Consider the following 21,059-nt stretch of genomic DNA (forward strand, 5'->3'; position numbering starts at 1 on the left):
CGTGCTGAAGTGTTGCAAATGCCTTTTCGAACTGCGCGATGTTTTTGCCAAACTGGTGTTTTACAACCAACTTGCAATCAAGCAATAAATCGATGGTATTGTATAGCGTTGCGCGGCTTACCCGGTAGTTATTGTTCTTCATCGAAATGTATAACGACTCGATATCGAAATGCCCCTCACGACAATAGATTTCGTCAAGAATTGCAAATCTTTCAGGTGTTTTCCGGTGACCGTTCTTTTCAAGGTACTCGGTAAACATGTTGCGCACAGTTTCTCTGGTCTTGTGGTTATTCATAATTAAACCAATTTTAAATAGGCCAAAAATAGAAAAAAAATTTATTCTTTTAGAATGAATATAAATTAATCCTCAAGGTTTTCTACCCTATTTACGCTATCAATGCCTTTAATTGTTTTTAGCTTGCTGATTAAGTTGTCTAAATCGTTGGTGTTGTGAATGTATAAAAACAGGTCGCCCATAAAAATTCCATCGTGCGTATCGAATTTAAGTGAACGCATGTTGATATTGTGTCCCTTCGAGATAAGCGTTGTTACTTCGTTAACAATTCCCATACGGTCGAATCCTTGTAAATGCAGCCGGGTAAGGTACGACTGGCGTTTAAATTTTGTCCATTCGGCCTGAATGATTTTTTCGCCCTGGTTGGCAATAAATTTTTCCAGTTCGCGGCATTTTACCTTATGAATAATAACGTGATCGTCGGTTGTAAGGTAGCCCACAACGGATTCGCCGGGAATTGGATTACAGCATTTAGCCAGCGAGAATTTGATATTGTCCTGGTTTTCGCGCAGCAGAAATGGCTTTTTCTTATCGATCTTTTGGTTTTCAGGCGTTTCCTCTTCCTTGTTTTTGTTGCCTGATCCAAATGTAATGTTCCAGTATTTTACCAGCTTGCTTTCCGACTTTTTGCCGATAATGTCTTTCACATCATCCAGCTCCAGAAAGCCCATTCCAACTTCAGAATACAACTGTTCCTTGTTGTTCAGGTTAAAATGCGCTGTTAGTTTTTTCAGGTTGTTCGATGTAAACGGAGCGTTAATTTCTTTAAAAAGCTCTTCAATAATCTCCTTGCCTTTTTCAGTATGTTTGCTTTTTTCGAGACGGAATACATTTTTTATTTTACCTCGTGCTTTTGGCGATGCCGAAAACTTCAGCCACTCCAGTTTTGGTGACTGGTTTTCTGAGGTTAAAATTTCAATCTGGTCGCCGTTCTCGAGTATGTGGCTGATAGGAACCAGTTTGGTGTTTATTTTGGCGCCGATACATTTATTACCCAGCTCAGTGTGTATTTCGTAGGCAAAATCGATTACTGTCGATCCAAGCGGCAACGAAAACATGTCGCCTTTTGGTGTAAAAACGTTTATTTCGGAAGAGAACAGGTTGAGTTTAAAATCATCGAGAAATTCAAAAGCATCAGAATCGGAACTTTGTAACAGTTCGCGTATACGTTCAATCCATGGATCCAGTTCGTTTTCGAAGTTGCGGATGTCCTTGTAACGATAGTGTGCCGCAAAACCGTGTTCGGCCACATCGTCCATTCTGTCGGTACGTATTTGAATTTCAACCCAATGCCCTTGTGGTCCCATCACGGTAACATGCAACGATTCGTAACCATTTGCTTTTGGCATGGTAATCCAGTCGCGAATGCGGTCGGGTTTTGGCTTGTAAATATCGGTAACTATCGAGAGGACATCAAAACACTGTCTTTTTTCCGATATCCCTTTTTTCGAGTTGATAATGATGCGAATAGCCAGGATGTCGTAAACCTCGTTAAAAGCCACCGCTTTTTTCTGCATTTTTTGCCAGATGGAGTAACTTGTTTTTAGCCGGTGTTCTACCTTACAATCTATTCCTTCTTCCTTCAGTTTTTCAATGATCGGGCTGGTAAATTCGTTTACCAGGTAGTTCCGCTTATCTTCCTGGTTGTGCAGCAGGTACTGAATCTGTTCGTATTCTTCCGGATGTTTATGCTTAAAGCTTAAATCTTCCAGGTCGCTTTTTATGGCATGTAAACCCAGTCGGTGAGCCAGTGGCACATAAAGAAAAAGCGTTTCGCCGGCAATCTTAATTTTTTTGTGCGCCGGCATCGAATCCAGCGTTCGCATATTGTGCAAACGATCGGCAATTTTTATTAAAATAACCCTAACATCGTCCGAAAGGGTCATTAACATCTTTTTCAGTGTAAGCGCGTGTTTGGCATCAAAATCGCCCGAAAGTTTGGTCAGCCCGTCGACAATTCTTGACACCCGTGTTCCAAACATATTTTCAATGTCCGACATACGGTAGTCGGTGTCTTCCACAACATCGTGTAAAAGGGCCGCAACAATCGAAGTGGCACCCAATCCCAAGTCTACCGCAACAATACGCGCAACTGCAATGGGATGAATAATAAACGGTTCGCCCGATTTGCGTTTTATGCCATGATGCGCCGCATTCGAGAAGCGAAATGCTTTCTCGATACGTGCCAACCGCCCTTCATCAAACTTGTCTTTAATGACCTTCAAAAAATCCTGGTAGCGGTCTTCAATATGCCTTATTTCTGCTTTTGTAAAATGTTGCACTTTGCCTTTGTCTGATCCTTAACTTAAATCTGTCTGTAATAAGTTTTGAATATATAAATTCTTTCCTATCCCTGCTTTTTCTCCTGCTAAAATATCTCTTTTTTTGTCTCCTATCAACACAGAGTTAACTGGATCGATATTAAATTCATGAATGGCTTGCAAAATCATTCCCGGTTCGGGTTTTCTGCATTTACATTTTCCTGTTATTTCAGGATGATGAGGACAATGATAAACTTTTGTTATTTCTATTCCATGTTTCTGAAACTGCCGGATCATCCAATTGTTTAAACGAAGAAAATCGTTTTCGGTATAATATTGTCGCGCAATACCTGATTGATTGGTGATTACGAATAACAGATAACCCTTATTGCGGTAACTTTTTAGTAGTTCGAAAATGCCCGGAATGAATTCAAAATCTTCAATGCGGGCCACGTAGTTTTTTTCCACGTTAATCGTTCCATCGCGGTCGAGAAAAAGGGCCTTGTTTTTATTGTTAGCTATCATTTCCGAAAGACTTTTGTTCTGCTTTTTTGCCGATGATATGCTGTTGCCGGCTTGTTACTGTTCCATAAGAAAACAGTTTTTGCAGAAAGTTGTTTGAGCTACTATAGCGTCCTAAGTATTAAAAGTTGCTTTTAATTTCTTCAAAACATATTTATCAATTGGGAAAGTAATGTCGTTGTCTTTCAGGTCTTTTATTTGTTCCCAGCGAAAGCTTTGTGTTGTGCCGCTATCAATTTTAAAGTCAAATGCTTTTTCTGATATCTTAAATTTTAATGGCTGTTTCAGGTCGGCCAGGTAGTAAATACTGATTAGTTGAGCGTTCTCAAAGAACAGTGCTTTTTGGTAAAAGTCGGTGGTGTAAAAATGCCTGATATTTTCTATTTCCTGTCCGTTACATTCTTCTATAAACTCTCGTTTTAGGCCATCAATCAATCCTTCGCCAAACTCCAGCCCGCCACCCGGGAACTTGGTCATCTTGGTGTTTAATACAAATTCATCAGAAAGTAAAATTTCATTTTTTTCGTTGATAACCAGTCCGTAAACACGAATGATAAATTGTCCCATGTTACTTGATTTGTGTGCTGATCCAATGGATTATTTCTGCGGTATCGGTTGGGTCAAACCATTTTACAGCTTCGTCGCGACGAAACCAGGTAATTTGTTTGCGTGCATAACGCCGCGAGTTACGTTTGATCAGCTCAATGGCTTTATCGCGCGAAATTTCTCCGTTAAAATAGGCGAACAGTTCCTGGTAGCCTACTGTGTTTAGCGAGTTCAAGTGTTTTTTGTGATAAACGCTCCGGGCTTCTTTTTCCAGGCCGGCTTCCATCATTTTGTCGACCCTTAAATTAATACGGTTGTGAAGCACCTGCCGGTCGCAGTTCAGCGCAATTTTTATGATTTGGAAAGGGCGCTCTTTTGGTGTGTCGGAGCGAAATGATGAATAGGGTTTTCCGGTTTGAATGCTAATTTCCAATGCGTGAATAATACGGTTTGGATTTTTCAAATCGACTTTTTTATAGTATTCAGGATCGAGTGTTTTTAGCTGCAAACGCAGGCCTTTCAACCCTTCTTCTTCCAGTTGCTTTTTTAACGCTGCCCGAACTTCAGGATCGGCATCGGGCATAATATCAATGCCTTTGCAAATAGCGTCGATGTATAACATTGATCCGCCCACCAGCAATAAAACATCCTTCTGCTGAAAAAGCTTGTCGATCAGTTCCAGCGCCTCAGTTTCGTAGCGGCTAGCGTTGTAATTTTCTTCAACCGAATGACTTTGAATAAAATGATGGGGTACGGCTGCCAACTCCTCTTTCGGCGGAACTGCAGTGCCAATGTTGAGTTCCCTGAAAATTTGCCGCGAATCGGCCGAAACGATTTCAGCATTAAAATGTTGGGCAACTTTTATACTCACTTCGGTTTTCCCAATTCCGGTTGGGCCGGTAATTACAACAAGCGTTTTTGGCATGAATGCATGATTTTTGGCAAATTAAGGACAAAAAAAAGACTGTTCAAAATATTGAACAGCCTTGGAATTTTTTTAAACATGGATTAAACAGTCGTCTTTCGTGATTAGAAATCGTCCATTTCGCCAAAGATTTCAGTGTAATCATCAAGCTCTCCAAAATCCATATAAACTTCTTCTTCCTGGCCTATACCAGATTCAAGTTCAATTTTTTCTTCTCCTAAAACCTGAACGGGGGAATCGCCTTGTTTTAAAGCGACTAATGGCTCATTAAGATTTTTTTCCATAATTATTCCAGTTAGTTCAATAAAAAAAGACCTGTCGTTCAAAAAATCGAATGTATAAATGAGTTGTTGTCCTTTATCTTGCAGCAAGTCGCCTAATTTTGTTTTTTGCATAATGTAAAATGCTGCACCATTTATACCTAAGTCTAACATTGAAATCTCAACCAGCTTTCTCCAGTTTTTATTGGACACGAAGAAAGATGCCAGTTGGTGTGACTCAAAACCAACACTTTTCTGTATAATACTATGAAAATCGAAAAATGAATGTTTCTCATCCAGAGCAACTTCCAATCGGAAGTTTTGGGCTTCTTGTGAAACAATTTGAAATTGATAAATCATAAATTTCACGTTGAATGAAGTCCAAATTTTACAGGAATTTTTACAAATTCCAAGAATTCAAATGCAGAAAAAATTGAAAATATCTATCAAAAAGGTGTTTTTCCGGCGATCGGTTATTTTTTAACAAAATGTCAAAAGGTTGGTTTTTAACCTTTTTCGGGACATTTTTCCACGAAAAATTGTTAAAAATACAGAAATGGAATCTGTGGAATTAAAAAATGTTAAAAAAGTTTAAGTCAGGAAAAATCGAACAATCGTGTTTGTTGTTCGGCTTATCGAATAGCCTTTCAAGGAGAGTTTTAAGTCGTTGATTGATAGAGTTTAGTGTTTGTTTTTTCGGTAGGTTGTTGCCCATTGTTGCATTATGGCCGCGTAGCCCGAAGCATTTGTCTTTTACCCGGAGGACCGGGAAGTCGCTCCGAAATATAACCCGATCGTTCCATTCGGCGGCGAATTTCGCCTTTGGCGCTATAGGTAACCAGGTTTGCATTTGAGTTGCTGATAGCGAAAAGTTTTCTAAAAATTTCCTCGTTCCACATCTCGGGTTGTTTGGCGGGGCCAAATGCATCAAAGTAGATTACATCAACCGTTGGAATAGTATCAAAACAAAATTGGGTGAGGTCGGTTTTTAGTTTTAGCAAATGGAAATACGGTGAAATCTCTGTTTTAACATTCCACTCACTATTGTGCAACGCTGAAAAAAGTTCTTCCGCTTCTTCCGAAATCAAACTACCATAGTTGAGCTGCTCTATTTCTGTTGCCTCAATCGGGTATTTTTCTAGGGAAATATAAGTGGTTCTTCGTTTTTTCTTTTCTGCTTCAATAGCAGTTAATAACGCGTTCAGTCCGGTTCCAAAACCAATTTCAAGAATTACCGGCTCCGTCGATTTATTGTGCCGGTAGCCTTTGTCGAGATACACATATTCCGATTCGGTTAATGCCCCGTTTACCGAGTGGTATTGTTCTTCCATCTCAGGAATAAACAGTGTTTTTGATCCGTCTTCAGTACTTATAATTTTTCTTTGCATGGCCTGCGAATTTCCTAAAAATCCTATGTTGTTCAATCAGAATTAAGCTAAAAAGCTGCAAAAAAGCACCTTTTATAACTTAAAAAACTAATTTTACCGGCCAAAAATAGGAAAAACTATGTTGGTGCGCTTGTATAATGAAAATCCAAATCCCCGCGATGTCAGAAAAGTTGTAGATGTTTTGCGCGAAGGCGGCGTTATTGTTTACCCAACCGACACGGTTTATGGCCTTGGCTGCGACATTACCAACCAAAAAGCTGTTGAAAAGGTGGCGCGTTTTAAAGGTATTCAGGTTGAAAAGAATAATTTTTCGTTTATCTGCAGCGATTTCAGCCATTTGTCGGATTACACCAAACCAATTCCCAATAATATTTTTAAACTCATCCGTAAAAATTTGCCGGGCCCGTTTACTTTTATTCTCAACGCCAACAACAATGTGCCCCGGTATTTTAAAGGGAAAAAGAAAACGGTTGGAATTCGTATTCCCGATAACAATATTATTCGTGAGATCGTAAGTGAACTTGGAAATCCAATCCTTTCATCGTCGGTGCACGACGACGATGAGATTTTGGAATACACCACAGATCCGGAACTGATCCATGAAAAATTCGCAGAACTGGCTGATATTGTTATCGACGGTGGTTTTGGCGAATTAATCCCATCAACAATTATTGACTGCACATCAGACGAACCAATTTTGGTGCGTCAGGGAAAAGGCGAATTGGAATATTAACTTGATTATTCTTTCCAGAACGATGGAGAGAAGAGCACCAAAACGGTAAACAGCTCCAGTCGGCCAAGCAACATCAGAAATGATAAGAACCACTTCCCGATAGGTTTAATATGGTAGAAATTTTCTGCAGGTCCTACTGATCCTAATCCCGGGCCGATATTTCCCAAGCAGGTAGCAACAGCTCCCATCGACGATTCCATATCCGGCTCAATTAGTGTGAAAATAACGGTGCTGATGGCAAAAATTACAAAGTAGATCATAAAAAATGCCAGCACGTTGGTAACGATTTTTGCATCAACCGAGTGTTTATTAAACCGAACAGGAATAATAGCATTGGGATGTACCAAACGTTTAAGTTCGTAATAGCCGTTTTTAAGCAGCACAACAATACGCATAATCTTTATACCTCCACCCGTTGACCCGGCAGAACCACCAAAAAAGAAAAGCACAAAAATGAGCATTGTTAAAACCGGTGGCCAGGTGAGGTAATCGGCAGTGGCGTAACCTGTGGTTGTGATTATTGTAATAACCTGAAACAGTGAATCGCGGAATGCTTTTTCAATGCCGATTTCGGCAGAAATTAACAGGCCTATAAATATAAGCGCCGTAAATCCAAGCGTAAAAAAACTGTAGTATTTAAACTCTTCGTCTTTAAAAGCCACCGAAAATTTTCCTTTGATGGCGAAATAGGAGAGGGTGAAATTTGTACCGGCCAAAAACATAAAAACAATAATTACATACTGAATATATGGCGATGGCCAGTGCGCAATACTTGCCTGTTTGGTTGAAAAACCTCCGGTAGCCATGGTGGTAAACGAATGACAAATAGCATCGAAAAAGGGCATCTTCCCAGCCCACAACAACAGCGTTTCGGCAACCGTAAATGTGAGGTAAATTACCCAAAGTGTTTTTGCCGTTTGTTTAATTCTCGGACTTATTTTATCGGGAGTTGGCCCCGGAACTTCGGCCATAAACAGCTGCATACCACCAATTCCGAATACCGGCAAAATAGCCAGCGATAAAACGATAATTCCCATTCCTCCAAGCCATTGTGTAATGCTTCGCCAGAATAAAATGCCATGGGGAAGTGCCTCAATATCGTTTAAAATTGATGAGCCAGTTGTGGTAAACCCCGACATGGTTTCGAAAAACGCATCGGTAAAACTGGGAATGGAACCGCTTATAACATAAGGTAAACTCCCAAAAAAGGAGAACACAATCCACACCATCGACACGATGATAAAACCTTCGCGTTTGCCAATATCTTTTTTGGCCTTCGAAGTGGTTGCAACAATCAGTCCGCCAATGGCCAGGTTTATTCCGCCTGAAATTAAGAACGCACTAATGTCGGATTCTCCATAAATCAGAGCAACCAGAAGAGCGATGCCCATGGCAATTCCCTCTACAAACAATAAAAAACCAAGTACTCTGAATATGATTTTAAGATTCATGTTCCGGTAGTTTGCGCTTACTTAAAGAATTTCTCCAGCTTTTTAATTCCTGAAGGCAGGGTGAATACAACTACTTTATCACCTTCCTGAATTTGGGTATATCCGTGGGCGATGTAGCCCATGTTGCCACGAATCACACCTCCGATTTTTGCTTCTTCTGGGAAGTCAAGATCTTTAATGGATTTTTGTGTGATTTTAGCTCCCGGCTTGGCAATAAACTCAAAAACTTCGGCGTCGGATGCTGTTAAACATTTTACTTTCGAAATTTCGGCATTAAGTGTAAAACGGTAAATGTAACCCGCAGCAATCAGCTTTTTATTAAAAATGCTACCGATATCCATATTGTCTGCAAGGTTCATGTAGGCCAGGTTTTCCACCTCGGCCACTGTACGTCGAACACCATATGTTTTTGCCAGGTGACAGCCCAATATATTGGTTTCCGAATTTCCGGTGGTTGCCACAAAAGCATCCATTTTTTCAATTCCTTCTTCGCGTAACAAATTCAGGTTTCGTCCATCGCCGTTAATTACGAGTACATTCTCGTACTTGTCGGCAATTTTTTCGCATTTTTTGCGGTCGCCTTCAATTACTTTAATTCGGTAATTTTCGCCCAGTTTTTCAATGGCTTTTTGGGCAATTCGGCTACCTCCCAAAAACATAATGTTTTTAACTTCGAAGAGTGTTTTGCCGGTTAACTCATATACATTGTTTTGCTCGGCTGGTGTGGTGACAAAAAATACGATGTCTCCATTTTTTATAAAATCATTACCATTCGGGATAATCGTTTCATTGTCGCGGTTAATTGCCACTACCAATAAATGCTGATTTTCCTGTGATAATTCTTCAAATGTTTTATTCAGAACCGGTGCATTTTCGCGCACTTTAATTCCCATCATAATCAGTTTTCCGCCTGAAAACTCGATTAACTGACGTGTTGCCGTTTGTTTTACCGAGGCAACAATTTCTTTTGCTGCCAGACTTTCGGGGTAAATCAATTCGTTTATTCCCAGGTTGTTAAGTTTCGATCGATATCTTTCCTGAAGGTACTCCGAGTTGTTTATTCGAGCAATTGTGCGGCTAACGCCAAGGTACGACGCCATTGAACAGGCTAAAACGTTTCGTTCCTCAAAAGGAGTAACTGCTATAAACAGATCGGATTTTGCCAGGTCTGTACTTTTTAAATCCTGAAATGAATGAGCAGAACCGGCAATTGTCATCAGGTCTACCTCACTACTAATATTCGCAAGTTTTTCAGGAGAATCATCCAGTAAGGTAATGTCGTGGTTTTCATTGGTTAACATTCTCGCCAAATGTGTTCCCACTTCGCCGGCACCCGCTATAACAACTTTCATCTAATTATAATTGTTAATTCTCAAAAGTATTCGATGGAACTCGCCTGCAACTTTTATTAGGTAAGCAAAATTTCTACCTGCTCGTTTCATCTGTCTGTATTATTTAATGAAGCAAAATAATGCATTCTGTTTTTAAACTCAACGGAAAACGCTTTATAATTTTCCGCTTCCAACATTAAATTAACATTCTAAATTACAAAATGCACCGTGTAATTTGTATGAATTTACCAAAATAATTTTTACCCGAACAAAGGTTCACGAGCACGGTATTTTAAATGCGTTGTGCGATTACCAACTTGACATAAAGGCCCCTTGTTCGGAGAGAATGTGTTGTTTTACGCCGGAAGTAACCTTTTTCCGGGAGGGATAGTACGTTATTAAACAACAATCTTCTGAAACGGATTGCGAAATGTAATTGCCTGATAAATTAATGATTAAGTTAGGAGAGATGGTGTTTGTTTGTGGTATGTGAGCAGGGTTTAAAAGAACTGTTTTTCCTTCGAAAACAGCCAGCCCTTTATCAAGGAACAGGAAATTATCATTGAATGTTGAATCAGAAGTCAGGAAAACAAGTTTCGTTAATCGTTTCAGTCGTTTTATATCTTGCACGGAACTATAGATGTAATCGTCAGGCGAAAGTGTATCTGCCGAAATTGCATACATTCTATTCCCGGTAATAAAACAAGTCACTGATTCTTGTGCGTTGAAAACAATTATTTCGTGTTGGTCGATTTGTTTGTAGCCAGAAAACAGAATGAATCCAGCTAACAAAACTGCAAACGAAAGCGCTGATTTTATATAGAAAGCCCGCCGCGAGTTCAAAAATAAAAAAATGGAAAAAAGGAGGGCCAAAACGAAAAGCAATTCGGGCGTATGAAGCACAACATCGGGTGTTGAATGCGGAAATGATTCGATGGAAAAGAGTAAAAAATATACAATTTTAATAATCCACTTAACGGCAAAAGCGATAGAAGAAGCCAACTGTGGTATTTTTGAAAAGGCCAACAATCCCATTCCGAGGGGGATAAGCAGCATGGCGGCCGGAATTACAACAATATTACTTAGTAAAAAATAGGTGGGGAATTGATTGAAATAGTAGGCCGAAAGTGGGAAAGTTGCTACTTGTGCTGCAATTGAAACGCTTATCAAATTCCAGAAAAACAATCCCGCCTTGTTTTTTACCGTCCAAAGTCCGGCAATTCGGGGTTGCAGATAAACAATTCCAAAAACAGCCATGTACGAGAGTTGAAATCCAACCTCGAAAAGATTATTGGGATTTACCAACAAAAGCAAAAAGGCCGAAGCCGCAAGCGTGTTGTAAATATTTGCCCTACGGTTGATGTTTCCGGCAATTATTATCAGGCTAAACATGGTGCAGGCACGTAAAACAGATGGCGACAAGCCGGTGATAAAAGCAAAACACCACAACAAACTAATGGAAAGCATCACGTATAGAAAACGGCCAAATCTTTGTTTTTGTAAAAATCCAAAGCAGAATGAAAAAGCAAAGAAAACGATGCCTACGTGTAAGCCTGAAACGGCCAGTACATGCATGGCTCCGGCCGAAGAAAATACACGTTTTGTTTCGCGGTCGAGGTCGCGTTTGTAGCCTAGCGTGAGCGCTGAAAGAATTTCTGTTTCTTTTGTTCCGATTTCCTGCTCGTGATATATTTTTAGCAGTTTATCGCGAATCGTTTCGGCCCATAAAAGTGGCGTGTTGTTTACGTAGCCTGTTAATTTCCAATTCCCGGATTTTAAATAAACCTGTCGGAAAATGTGTTTCTTTTCGAGGTAGCTTTTGTAGTCAAATTCGTAAGGATTGCCACGGTTTTCAATTGATTCGGGTGTCTGTTCAAAGATAATCTGACTACCCGGCTTTAATTGTTTGATGTCGTCATTTTTTTCAAAATAAACCAGCACTTTTTCTCGTGTGCCAATCAATGTATCTTCTGTTTTTACCGAATGAATAAGTAGCACACTTTTGTAGGAATTGGTTTTTTCCTGCGGGGTTTCGAGCACAGTGGCTGCCATTAATCCGTTTGTTTCGGGAGGTGGTAGCCGGTTGTATTGTTTGAAAGTGATGGCACCGAATAAAACGAGTAGAATAAAAGTTATTCCTCCAAAAAGTGGAGAAAGATTATAATTGTAGTGTTTATGGATGAGAATTAAAACTCCGCAAAAAACAATAGCCACATAAATCAGCGCTGTGGTGGAGCCTGTAAATATTGAAGAAAGGAAAATTCCAGTGGCAAAGGCGACTGCAATTCGCAAGAAGGGTATGTTTTTAAATGTGTTTTCCAAAACCTACGTTTGACGGATTAACGCTTAAACGTAGGTTTTGAAAAATGGTTACATTATTTCGGAACTTTTATTCGGTAGTGCGGACGAACTTTGCCTTTTGAGATAGCAATAAGTTTTCCTTTTAATAAACGTTTGCGCAATGGCGATAGATAATCGACAAATAAAATGCCCTCCAAATGGTCATATTCGTGTTGGATTACACGGCCCGCAAATCCTTTGTAGGTTTCAGTGTGTTCCACAAAATTTTCATCAAGGTATTTAATGGTTACCTCGTCGTGGCGACTTACATCCTCCCTGATTTCCGGCAAACTCAAACAGCCTTCATTCATTGTCCACTCATCGCCTTTGGTTTCAATAATCTCGGGATTAATAAAAACCTTTTTAAAACCTTCCAATTCCGGCTCTTCGTCGGCACCCGATGATGCATCGATTACAAACAGGCGAATAGATAATCCAACCTGTGGTGCGGCCAAACCAACGCCATCAGAGTAGTACATGGTTTCCCACATGTTTTCAATTATCTCATCCAACTTTGGATGATCTTTCTCAATAGCTTCTGCTTTCTTTCGTAATAAAGGGTCTCCGTATACTGTTACCGGGTATTTCATTCTTTCTATTTTTATATCGATAGCAACTTTTTAAACCTTTTGAAAAGCTGGTTTTAACGTAATAAGTTGCGTTTCTGTTCTAAATAATCTTGTAAAATAATAGTTGCGCTAATGGCATCAACCAATGCTTTGTCTTTTCGTTTTTGTTTTTTTAGCCCACTGTCAATCATGGTTTGAAACGCCATTTTCGACGTAAAACGCTCGTCGTAAATCTCCAGATTCATCTCCGGATATTTCTGCTGAAACTTTTTCAAAAACGGATTGATAAATCTAACAGACTCCGAGGCCTGGTTGTTCATTTGTTTGGGATATCCCACAACCACGGTTTCTACCTCTTCTTTTTGGAAATAATCTTTCAGAAAATCCCAAATGGTATGCGTTGAAACTGTTGTTAAACGGCTGGCAATTATTTGCCCCGGATCGGTTACTGCCAATCCTGTTCTCTTTTTTCCGTAATCTATTGCTAATATCCGGGCCATACTTTAATTAAATAGGCGCAAAAGTAGAGAGAATTGCTTAGAAAAAAAAGTTCATAAATGCCTGTTCTCTAGTAGGTGTAACTTTTGGTGTGCGCGGTAGTGAAGTTTTTGGCACACGCTTTGCATTTACAAAGACAGATATCGATTTTTATTTTGGCGCCAACAGAGCATCGCAAACAAATAATTGAATTTTAAAGTCTATTGTCATGAAAGCAACAACATTTAAATTGTTTGCCACGATAATTACTCTGGCGGCAATTACAATAATAACAACAGTTCCGGCCCAGGCCCAGCGCAGGGGAGGAGAAAGAGGTACAGAAAAAAGGGAAGCTCCGAAAAGGAGTAGCAAAAGCGAGGTAAAAACCAAAAGTGCCTCAAAAACTTATCGGCAATCAACTCCGGCAACATCGGATCGAGGCGTTCGGTCGTCAAGTAGAACAACAAGCAGCCGAAACAGTGCAAATGTTCGTTCAAGCAACAATAAGTACAATGATTCTCGTTCGGCAAATAGCGATGTTCAGCGAAAAAGTAGTTCTAACAATAGCTATAAAACGCAAAAGAGTACAACAAGAACTTCAGATAATGTTTACCGGAAAAGTGAACCACAAAGAACCGACGAGTCAAGAGGCAGCGAGGCAGCGAGGCAGCCATCGAGGGTTTACACCGATTCGAAAAAATCAAATCCGTCAGTTACAAACGGAAGAGGATCGAGCCGAAGTTCAGTTACTGATACACGCAGGTACTATAATGTAGACCGCAATGACAAGCGCTTTACGCCTACTAAAAGTTACCGTGGTAGCAGCACCCAGTGGAGTAGCAGAAACCGTCCGAAAGCAATGAACTATAATTATAGCGACAGAAAGTATTATTCAAATTACAATTACCATAAAAACAGGCATTGGGACAATCGTTGGGAACACTATCATTGGAACCACCACAGCTGGCGCGACTATTACGGAGGGTACAATCCATACTCATACCGTTACCACAAGTATTATTACTACAACAGTCACTACGGGCACGTAATTCGCAAGTTTGTTTATCGTCCAACCGTATTTGTTCACAACCATAATCGCTACTATTGTTACGACGGACACTTTTTCCGTTATCATAGAGGTATTGGTTATGTATTAGTAAATGTACCATTTGGATTTTCATTCGAACGTTTACCATATGGCTACGAGCAAGTTCATATAAATGGCTACCTGTATTTCAGGATTGGGAATTTGTTCTTTGAATCAACAGCTTTAGGATTTAGCCTGGTTCACTATCCCGACAGGTACTATGCCTATAACGACGATTATTACAGCCCGGGATATGTAGATGAAAATTATTATGAGCCTTATTAACAGGTATTTGAGTTGGCATTTCGAAGCAGGCTAGACCTTAGATTTATACTGTTTCTTACAGCACTGCCCGTCAACTAAAATTTTGGCGGGCAGTTTTTCTTTTTTTATTCGTATTGTGATGTTATTTTAAGAATATGTTATTGACCCTGTTTTTATGTCAAACATTTTGTCTATTTTTAGTAGTCCAAATGCAATAAAAAATGGAAAAAAAATTAAAACGAGATCAACTTCCGGCAGAAAAAGCAAAAAACTGGAAAAAGAATTTTAACGAAGAAGCGGATAAGACCTTCAATCTAAAAATTACACCAATAATTCTTCAAAAACAAACCTATAAATCACTTATAGGAGAAAATGAGAACCGTGTGCGCGTTTACCTGGGGTTAGAAAACAAGAAAGATGGTAACAAATATGTGCTGTGTGCTTATGCTGTTTCATCTTTTCTTTTAGGGAGTGGTGATGTTTATGCCGACTATGAAATACCAGTTTATAAACTGAACAAGAACAATGAAGACTTCTCTGATAATACGGAGGAAGTAATCGAGAGTATCCGTTTGTATCGCAAATGGAGATATGGAGAAATTGAGCCAGACGCAGACGGCGCAGCATTTCGTCAGTATATTTATCCCAATGCCTATCTGCTAACTAAATTCGAATTGCATGAGCTTTTTAATGCTCAAAATCATGAAGAAATTGTGTTAGAGTTTGGTGTTTCGAAAACAATGAATATAATGTTGAGCTCTGCATCTTTTGCAATTTCTGCAACGGAGCAGACGGTAGAATCAGCAGATGAACTAGAATATTACGACGAAGCACAATTATGTCCACCGTTTTGCGACGAACGAAGCATATACAACTCATAAACTTCCGGCTTGACAGATTTTCTTTGGATTTCAATATTGTTACCCTTTATTACAGGGTTATTCTGTTTTAAAAGATTCGACACTTCTCTGAAGCTGTTTTATCTTTATGTTCTTTATGGTACAGTAAACGAACTTGTAACCTTTATTCTTAGGCGTTTCGGTCTGGATAATACAATGCCGTTTATTCATTTGTACCAAATTGTTACTTTCCCAATACTGGTATTATTTTATTCAAGTCTGATCTACAAGAAAACACTAACTCGGTTTTCAATTGTATTAATTTCAATATTCGAGCTCTTCAATCTTATTAACCTCGTATTTATTCAAAGTATATACGAATACCCAAATTTTACGCGTACCATCGCAACTTTTGTCGTGATTGTTCTATGCATCTGGTACTTTTACAGAGTGATGGTTGAAGCAAAAATCATGTCGTTGTGGGATGAACCATTGATTTGGATCAACGGTGCATTACTCATCTATTATTCCGGCAACTTATTTTTTACCGTTTTGTTTAATCTTATTTTAGAATATTCGCGTGAGTTTTCAAAAATAACTGTCGTCTCTTTCTCTGTGATCCTGACACTGTTCTATGTGCTTGTAACTATTGGCTTCAGTAAAGCCGGAGGAAAGATGATAAAAACCTCAGGGAGAATTGTATAGCCCCTGTTGTTGTTGTTGTTTTGTTATTTTAGATTATTGTTCAAATTTTACAGAAAGTTCGATTTTGTTAATTATTTTAGCATTGTCTAAAATGTGAAATGTGGAAGCGACAGGGAATTCCGAAATATTATTGGTGTATTTAATTGGTACCATTGGGATGCTGCTATTGGCAGGGGGCCTGTTTTTTTTCTTTATAGCCTACCAAAAGCGATTGTTGCTGAAACAGTTGGAATTGAATCGTGTCGTTCAAAATCAGCAGGAAGAAATTATAAAAAACACCATTCAATCGCAGGAGAACGAACGCAAACGTATTGCACGCGATTTGCACGACGAGGTTGGTGCCATGCTTTCGGTGGTGAAACTTACTGTGGGGAGGATAGAAAAAAAGACAGAAGAGGGGAAAGCAAAAGAGTTGGCAACCGAGACCAAAACCTATCTCGACGATGTAATTCTCCAGGTACGACGCATTTCAAGGTCATTATTACCGCCGTCGTTGGAAAAGCTGGGATTGTATTTTGCACTTGAAGAGCTGGCAAGCTGGGTAAATAAATCAGATCAGTTGATTATTGAGTGTTGGAAAAGCGGAGAGCAATTTCGTTTTAACAGTAAACAGGAACTGGCCGTTTTTCGTATTGTGCAGGAGCTGGTAAATAATGCCATTAAACACGCCGAGGCATCACGAATTTCAATAAATATTCGATTTGCAAAACAGCTTGTTGCAGTTGTGGTAGGCGACGACGGAAAGGGATTTCTTCTGGAAGAAAAAATGCAAACAGGACTTGGTTTGCGAAACCTTGAAAGCCGTTCGGAGATGGCAAATGCAAAATTTAAAATGAAATCATCGCCGGGAAAAGGAACCCGGGCAATTATAATTTTGCAGGCTAATGAGTGAGCAAAAAATAGATATTGTAGTTACCGACGACCATAAACTTTTTAGAAAAGGTATGGTTGGCCTGTTAGAAGATTTTGACATTGTTGAGAATATCTACGAGGCCGGTAACGGTGTTGAATTGTTGGGGTTGATCGGGGAGCTGGATAAAAAACCAGACCTGGTATTGCTCGATATTAATATGCCCGAAATGGATGGCGTTGAGGTAACCAAACATCTGCGAAAAGACTTCCGCGATATTCGGATTTTAATACTCAGTATGGAGGAAGCTCCTCAACTGGTGGCTCACCTGGTTAGCGAAGGGGTAAACGGTTATCTGTTAAAAAATGCCGAGCCTGATGAGTTGGAGTTGGCCATAAAAAAAGTAATAAAAAACGATTTTTACTTTTCGGGAAGTTTATCGGGAGCAGTTTTACAAGGCCTTAAGAAGAATGCTTCTACAGATACGGGATCACAGTTAAAACTTACAAAGCGCGAGAGTCAGGTACTGAAGCTGATTTGTGAAGAACTAACGGCCACCGAAATTGGTGAAAAACTGGGCCTGAGCGCACGTACTATAGAAGGACACAAGTACAATCTGCTGGAAAAAACAAATACAAAAAATATTGCAGGTCTTGTAATATTTGCCATTAAAAATAGCCTCTATAAAATATAAAAGGAGCACAAAATCTGCGCTCCTTTTCGGATTCCATCATCTTATTTTTTATCACAGTGACTCAGGGAAATGGGACAGTGTATGTTGAAGTAAAATGTGTTGAAAGCTAGAGGATAAAAAATAACTATACAGAGGGGAGGAAATACAGTTCAGCGATAGTGATGTGAATGTGTCTAACGAATGTGAATTTATTTTACGCCTTATTTCCATTGATGGATCCTTTAATAGTTGAAGCAAAGTTCGGTAAGAAATAGCAAAAAAAATAGCGTAGAATTACTCGATTTTAACCAGGTAATTCTACTTGGTTTTTGATAAAAGATCAAAAAAAAAGAGCCACTCCGAAGAGCAGCTCTTAATTATCTTGCTTAAGTATTTTCTACTTTAAATTAGCCTGAGCAGCAGCAACGCGTGCAATTGGCACACGGAAAGGAGAACAACTTACGTAATCCAATCCGGCTCCGTGGCAAAACTCAACCGATGATGGCTCACCACCATGCTCACCACAAATTCCTAATTTCAGGTTGCTACGTACTGAACGTCCTCTTTCGGCAGCGATTTCTACCAGTTGTCCAACACCTGTTTGGTCAAGTGCTTCAAATGGGTCTTGCTTCAGAATGCCTTTTTCAAGGTAAACAGGCAAGAATTTTGCAGCATCATCACGAGAGTATCCAAAAGTCATCTGTGTAAGGTCGTTTGTACCGAATGAGAAGAATTCAGCAACTTCTGCAACTTCATTTGCAGTTAATGCAGCACGTGGAATCTCAATCATAGTACCCAACATATAATCCACTTCAACTCCTTTTTCAGTCATTACTTCTTTAGCAACCGAACGGATAATTTCTTCCTGAAGTTTCAATTCCTTTACAGTACCAATAAGTGGAACCATAATTTCAGGTTTAGGATCGAATCCTTCTTTTTTCAGATCGCAAGCAGCTTCGATAATTGCGCGAGCCTGCATTTCTGTAATCTCAGGATAAGTATTTCCTAAACGACATCCACGGTGACCCAACATTGGGTTAAACTCGTGCAGACTTTCAACTTTTTCTTTTACAACCTCAACAGGAACGCCTAATTTCTCGGCCATTTCTTTTTGAGACTCCAAATCATTCGGAGTGAACTCGTGTAATGGTGGATCCAACAAGCGGATAGTTACACCAAATCCGTCCATAGCTTTCAAAATTCCGTAGAAGTCTTCGCGCTGAATAGGAAGCAATTTTGCCAAAGCAGCTTTACGTCCTTCCACATTTTCAGCCAGAATCATTTCACGCATTTTCCAGATACGGTCGCCTTCGAAGAACATGTGCTCGGTACGGCAAAGACCAATACCTTTAGCTCCAAACTCGCGAGCTATTTCAGCATCTGCAGGAGAATCGGCATTGGTGCGTACATACATTCTTGTATTGTTTTCGGCCCATTGCATTACTTTACCAAAGTCGCCATCTAACGATGGAGTAATTGTGGCCACTTCACCATCGTATACTTCGCCGGTTGAGCCGTTCAATGAAATAAAATCTCCTTCTTTATATTCTTTATTGCCAATTTTCATTGAAGTCATGGTAACAGTAATTCCGGCAGCTGATGAAACACAACATTTACCCATACCACGTGCAACAACTGCAGCGTGCGAAGTCATTCCTCCACGTTCTGTCAAAATTCCTTCAGCAGCATACATCCCTGCAAGGTCTTCAGGAGAAGTTTCGCGTCGAACCAAAATTACTTTTTTACCCTCAGCTGCCAATTCTTCAGCGCGTTTGGCCGAGAAAGCACACATGCCGGTAGCCGCACCCGGAGATGCTGGTAAACCTTTACTCAATACAGTTGCATTTGCAATTGCTTCTTTATCGAAAACTGGGTGAAGTAGTTCGTCCAGTTTGTTAGGTTCCTGACGCAGTAATGCTGTTTTTTCGTCAATCATACCTTCTTCAAGCATGTCAACAGCCATTTTTACCATGGCAGCACCAGTACGCTTCCCGTTCCGGGTTTGCAACATCCAAAGTTTACCATCCTGGATAGTGAACTCCATATCCTGCATATCTTTATAATGATTTTCCAGTTTTTGCTGGATATCGTTCAGTTGTGCATAGACTTCCGGCATTGCTTCTTCAAGCGAAGGGAAAGTTGCTTTCCTCTTTTCTTCTGAAGTTCCGTTACGTTCTGCCCAACGACGCGAGCCAATCAAGGTAATTTCCTGAGGAGTACGAACTCCGGCAACTACATCTTCTCCCTGGGCATTAATCAGGTATTCGCCATTAAACAGGTTTTCGCCGGTAGCGGCATCACGCGAGAAACATACACCGGTACCCGAAGTATCGCCCATGTTACCATAAACCATGGCCTGAACGTTAACCGCTGTTCCCCATTCTTCAGGAATTTGTTCTTTTTGGCGGTAAAGAATTGCGCGAGGTGTATTCCACGAATCGAATACAGCACAAACTGCACCCCAAAGCTGATCCCAAGGATTTGTTGGGAACTCTATTCCTGCTTTTTCTTTTACAATTGCTTTAAACTCTTCAACAATAACTTTATAATCTTCAGCCGGAATTTCAGCATCTGTTTTATAGCCTTTTTCGTCTTTTACTCTATCAAGTACCTCTTCGAATGGGTCGTGCTCGCCTTCTTCTGCTTCAACACCCATTACCACATCGCCATACATTTGAATAAAACGACGGTACGAGTCGTAAGCAAATTGCTCGTTACCCGATTTTTCGGCCAAAATTTTAACCGCATCATCGTTCATACCAAGGTTAAGTACGGTATTCATCATTCCAGGCATTGAAACCCGTGCGCCCGAACGAACTGAAAGCATCAGTGGAAAAGCTTCGCCTTTTGAGCCAAACTTCGCATTCATTGCCACTTCTGTATCAGCAATAGCTTTTTCAACTTCAGCTTTTAGCATATCAATAACCGCATCTTTTCCTAGTTTGTTATATGCTGTACAAACATCTGTAGTAATAGTAAATCCTGCGGGAACCGGAACGCCAATAAGGTTCATCTCTGCAAGGTTGGCACCTTTACCTCCAAGAAGGTTTTTCATGTCTGCTTTACCTTCTGCCTTTCCGGCTCCGAAAGTATATACATGTTTTGTCATAAAATTGAAATTTTAGTTATAATAATATAGAATTAGATTTAAAATTGAAATGGACGCTAAAGTAACTTTATTTTTCCACTTTAGAAAGTTTTTGAACTGCTTTAAAGCCTGTTTTATAGGCATGTAACATAATGTATTCAGGCATTGTACTATTTGTATATGTCTGATTTGCTTTAATAGCAAATTGTTCGGATAAATACGGCTTTTTAGTGCTAATGTTTTTTTCATTCTGTTTTGATGTTTGTTATTTCGAACGGTTGAAATTCTGTTTTGTTTACACCTCAGGCGGCGAGTGTATTTCTTGAAAATAAACTGTTAACATTCTTTAACTTCCGTTGATACGCGTTAACTAAAATGCGCCGTATTTTTGTAACATAGAATTTGAATAGTTTAAGTGTTTTTTCATAGAGAATAGATTTGGTTAGGTTAGGAAA

The 21,059-nt window shown here is 39.7% G+C and carries 18 protein-coding genes; 5 read left to right on the forward strand and 13 right to left on the reverse strand.

Annotated features, from left to right (window positions below; genetic code table 11):
• From ABZB17_RS08190 to mnmD, 7 genes are all read right to left on the reverse strand, one after another.
• Positions 1–295: Fur family transcriptional regulator (locus ABZB17_RS08190; protein WP_372649293.1), on the reverse strand; the 295-nt coding region annotated here is incomplete at its 3' end.
• Positions 296–360: 65 nt separating this feature from the next.
• Complete coding sequence (locus ABZB17_RS08195) at positions 361–2,577, reverse strand: bifunctional (p)ppGpp synthetase/guanosine-3',5'-bis(diphosphate) 3'-pyrophosphohydrolase (protein ID WP_372649294.1); 2,217 nt, start codon at positions 2,575–2,577, stop codon at positions 361–363.
• Positions 2,578–2,595: 18 nt separating this feature from the next.
• Positions 2,596–3,081, reverse strand: coding sequence for a D-glycero-beta-D-manno-heptose 1,7-bisphosphate 7-phosphatase (gene gmhB / locus ABZB17_RS08200; RefSeq protein ID WP_372649295.1), 486 nt, complete (start codon positions 3,079–3,081; stop codon positions 2,596–2,598).
• 111 nt (positions 3,082–3,192) lie between these two features.
• Positions 3,193–3,645, reverse strand: a complete 453-nt coding sequence (locus ABZB17_RS08205; RefSeq protein WP_372649296.1) for an NUDIX domain-containing protein — start codon at positions 3,643–3,645, stop codon at positions 3,193–3,195.
• A gap of 1 nt (position 3,646) precedes the next feature.
• Positions 3,647–4,549 (reverse strand): tRNA (adenosine(37)-N6)-dimethylallyltransferase MiaA, encoded by a 903-nt coding sequence (miaA, locus tag ABZB17_RS08210; RefSeq protein ID WP_372649298.1) that lies wholly within the window; start codon positions 4,547–4,549, stop codon positions 3,647–3,649.
• A 104-nt stretch (positions 4,550–4,653) separates the two neighbouring features.
• Positions 4,654–5,169 (reverse strand): hypothetical protein, encoded by a 516-nt coding sequence (locus ABZB17_RS08215; RefSeq protein ID WP_157493746.1) that lies wholly within the window; start codon positions 5,167–5,169, stop codon positions 4,654–4,656.
• A 362-nt stretch (positions 5,170–5,531) separates the two neighbouring features.
• The gene (gene mnmD, locus ABZB17_RS08220) at positions 5,532–6,197 is read right to left on the reverse strand and encodes a tRNA (5-methylaminomethyl-2-thiouridine)(34)-methyltransferase MnmD (protein ID WP_372649300.1); all 666 of its coding nucleotides are present in this window, start codon (positions 6,195–6,197) and stop codon (positions 5,532–5,534) included.
• Positions 6,198–6,315: 118 nt separating this feature from the next.
• Between mnmD and ABZB17_RS08225 the strand changes: the two genes are divergently transcribed.
• Positions 6,316–6,930 (forward strand): L-threonylcarbamoyladenylate synthase, encoded by a 615-nt coding sequence (locus tag ABZB17_RS08225; protein ID WP_045032254.1) that lies wholly within the window; start codon positions 6,316–6,318, stop codon positions 6,928–6,930.
• A gap of 5 nt (positions 6,931–6,935) precedes the next feature.
• Here the strand turns inward: ABZB17_RS08225 and ABZB17_RS08230 are convergent, their stop codons facing one another.
• The 5 genes from ABZB17_RS08230 to ruvX all read right to left on the reverse strand — a co-directional run bounded on the left by ABZB17_RS08230 (position 6,936) and on the right by ruvX (position 13,121).
• A complete protein-coding gene (locus ABZB17_RS08230) occupies positions 6,936–8,381 on the reverse strand; it encodes a TrkH family potassium uptake protein (protein WP_372649302.1) in 1,446 nt (481 codons plus the stop codon).
• 17 nt (positions 8,382–8,398) lie between these two features.
• A complete protein-coding gene (gene trkA, locus ABZB17_RS08235; RefSeq protein WP_045032258.1) occupies positions 8,399–9,733 on the reverse strand; it encodes a Trk system potassium transporter TrkA in 1,335 nt (444 codons plus the stop codon).
• Between the two features lie 288 nt (positions 9,734–10,021).
• A complete protein-coding gene (locus ABZB17_RS08240; protein ID WP_372649304.1) occupies positions 10,022–12,004 on the reverse strand; it encodes a ComEC/Rec2 family competence protein in 1,983 nt (660 codons plus the stop codon).
• An 83-nt stretch (positions 12,005–12,087) separates the two neighbouring features.
• Positions 12,088–12,642 carry a peptide deformylase gene (gene def / locus ABZB17_RS08245; RefSeq protein ID WP_303923559.1) on the reverse strand — a complete coding sequence of 185 codons (555 nt, stop codon included), beginning with the start codon at positions 12,640–12,642 and terminating at the stop codon, positions 12,088–12,090.
• A 53-nt stretch (positions 12,643–12,695) separates the two neighbouring features.
• The gene (ruvX, locus tag ABZB17_RS08250; protein ID WP_372649306.1) at positions 12,696–13,121 is read right to left on the reverse strand and encodes a Holliday junction resolvase RuvX; all 426 of its coding nucleotides are present in this window, start codon (positions 13,119–13,121) and stop codon (positions 12,696–12,698) included.
• A gap of 206 nt (positions 13,122–13,327) precedes the next feature.
• On the opposite strand from ruvX, the gene ABZB17_RS08255 reads away from it, so the two are divergent.
• The 4 genes from ABZB17_RS08255 (at position 13,328) to ABZB17_RS08270 (ending at position 17,537) form a co-directional block, all read left to right on the forward strand.
• Positions 13,328–14,470: a hypothetical protein gene (locus ABZB17_RS08255; RefSeq protein ID WP_372649308.1), complete on the forward strand. Its 1,143-nt coding sequence runs from the start codon at positions 13,328–13,330 to the stop codon at positions 14,468–14,470.
• Positions 14,471–14,670: 200 nt separating this feature from the next.
• Positions 14,671–15,330, forward strand: a complete 660-nt coding sequence (locus ABZB17_RS08260) for a hypothetical protein (RefSeq protein WP_372649310.1) — start codon at positions 14,671–14,673, stop codon at positions 15,328–15,330.
• A 763-nt stretch (positions 15,331–16,093) separates the two neighbouring features.
• On the forward strand, positions 16,094–16,885 hold the full coding sequence (locus ABZB17_RS08265) for a sensor histidine kinase (protein ID WP_372649312.1): 792 nt from the start codon (positions 16,094–16,096) through the stop codon (positions 16,883–16,885).
• The gene (locus tag ABZB17_RS08270) at positions 16,878–17,537 is read left to right on the forward strand and encodes a response regulator (protein WP_372649313.1); all 660 of its coding nucleotides are present in this window, start codon (positions 16,878–16,880) and stop codon (positions 17,535–17,537) included. Before ABZB17_RS08265 ends, ABZB17_RS08270 begins: the two co-directional genes overlap by 8 nt.
• A gap of 376 nt (positions 17,538–17,913) precedes the next feature.
• Here ABZB17_RS08270 and ppdK read toward each other — a convergent pair whose 3' ends face one another.
• On the reverse strand, positions 17,914–20,625 hold the full coding sequence (ppdK, locus tag ABZB17_RS08275; protein WP_372649314.1) for a pyruvate, phosphate dikinase: 2,712 nt from the start codon (positions 20,623–20,625) through the stop codon (positions 17,914–17,916).
• Between the last annotated feature and the right edge of the window lie 434 nt (positions 20,626–21,059).

The organism is Draconibacterium sp., from assembly GCF_041583095.1.
In the GTDB taxonomy this organism is placed as follows: domain Bacteria; phylum Bacteroidota; class Bacteroidia; order Bacteroidales; family Prolixibacteraceae; genus Draconibacterium.

What these genes read in the sequence shown, in the direction of transcription:
- ABZB17_RS08205 (WP_372649296.1), bottom strand. Translation starts at nt 3,645, where the DNA reads ATGGGACAATTTATCATTCGTGTTTACGGACTGGTTATCAACGAAAAA.
- mnmD (WP_372649300.1), bottom strand. Translation starts at nt 6,197, where the DNA reads ATGCAAAGAAAAATTATAAGTACTGAAGACGGATCAAAAACACTGTTT.
- miaA (WP_372649298.1), bottom strand. Translation starts at nt 4,549, where the DNA reads ATGCCAAAAACGCTTGTTGTAATTACCGGCCCAACCGGAATTGGGAAA.
- ABZB17_RS08215 (WP_157493746.1), bottom strand. Translation starts at nt 5,169, where the DNA reads ATGATTTATCAATTTCAAATTGTTTCACAAGAAGCCCAAAACTTCCGA.
- ABZB17_RS08255 (WP_372649308.1), top strand. Translation starts at nt 13,328, where the DNA reads ATGAAAGCAACAACATTTAAATTGTTTGCCACGATAATTACTCTGGCG.
- gmhB (WP_372649295.1), bottom strand. Translation starts at nt 3,081, where the DNA reads ATGATAGCTAACAATAAAAACAAGGCCCTTTTTCTCGACCGCGATGGA.
- def (WP_303923559.1), bottom strand. Translation starts at nt 12,642, where the DNA reads ATGAAATACCCGGTAACAGTATACGGAGACCCTTTATTACGAAAGAAA.
- ABZB17_RS08225 (WP_045032254.1), top strand. Translation starts at nt 6,316, where the DNA reads ATGTTGGTGCGCTTGTATAATGAAAATCCAAATCCCCGCGATGTCAGA.
- ABZB17_RS08260 (WP_372649310.1), top strand. Translation starts at nt 14,671, where the DNA reads ATGGAAAAAAAATTAAAACGAGATCAACTTCCGGCAGAAAAAGCAAAA.
- ABZB17_RS08270 (WP_372649313.1), top strand. Translation starts at nt 16,878, where the DNA reads ATGAGTGAGCAAAAAATAGATATTGTAGTTACCGACGACCATAAACTT.
- ppdK (WP_372649314.1), bottom strand. Translation starts at nt 20,625, where the DNA reads ATGACAAAACATGTATATACTTTCGGAGCCGGAAAGGCAGAAGGTAAA.
- trkA (WP_045032258.1), bottom strand. Translation starts at nt 9,733, where the DNA reads ATGAAAGTTGTTATAGCGGGTGCCGGCGAAGTGGGAACACATTTGGCG.
- ABZB17_RS08230 (WP_372649302.1), bottom strand. Translation starts at nt 8,381, where the DNA reads ATGAATCTTAAAATCATATTCAGAGTACTTGGTTTTTTATTGTTTGTA.
- ruvX (WP_372649306.1), bottom strand. Translation starts at nt 13,121, where the DNA reads ATGGCCCGGATATTAGCAATAGATTACGGAAAAAAGAGAACAGGATTG.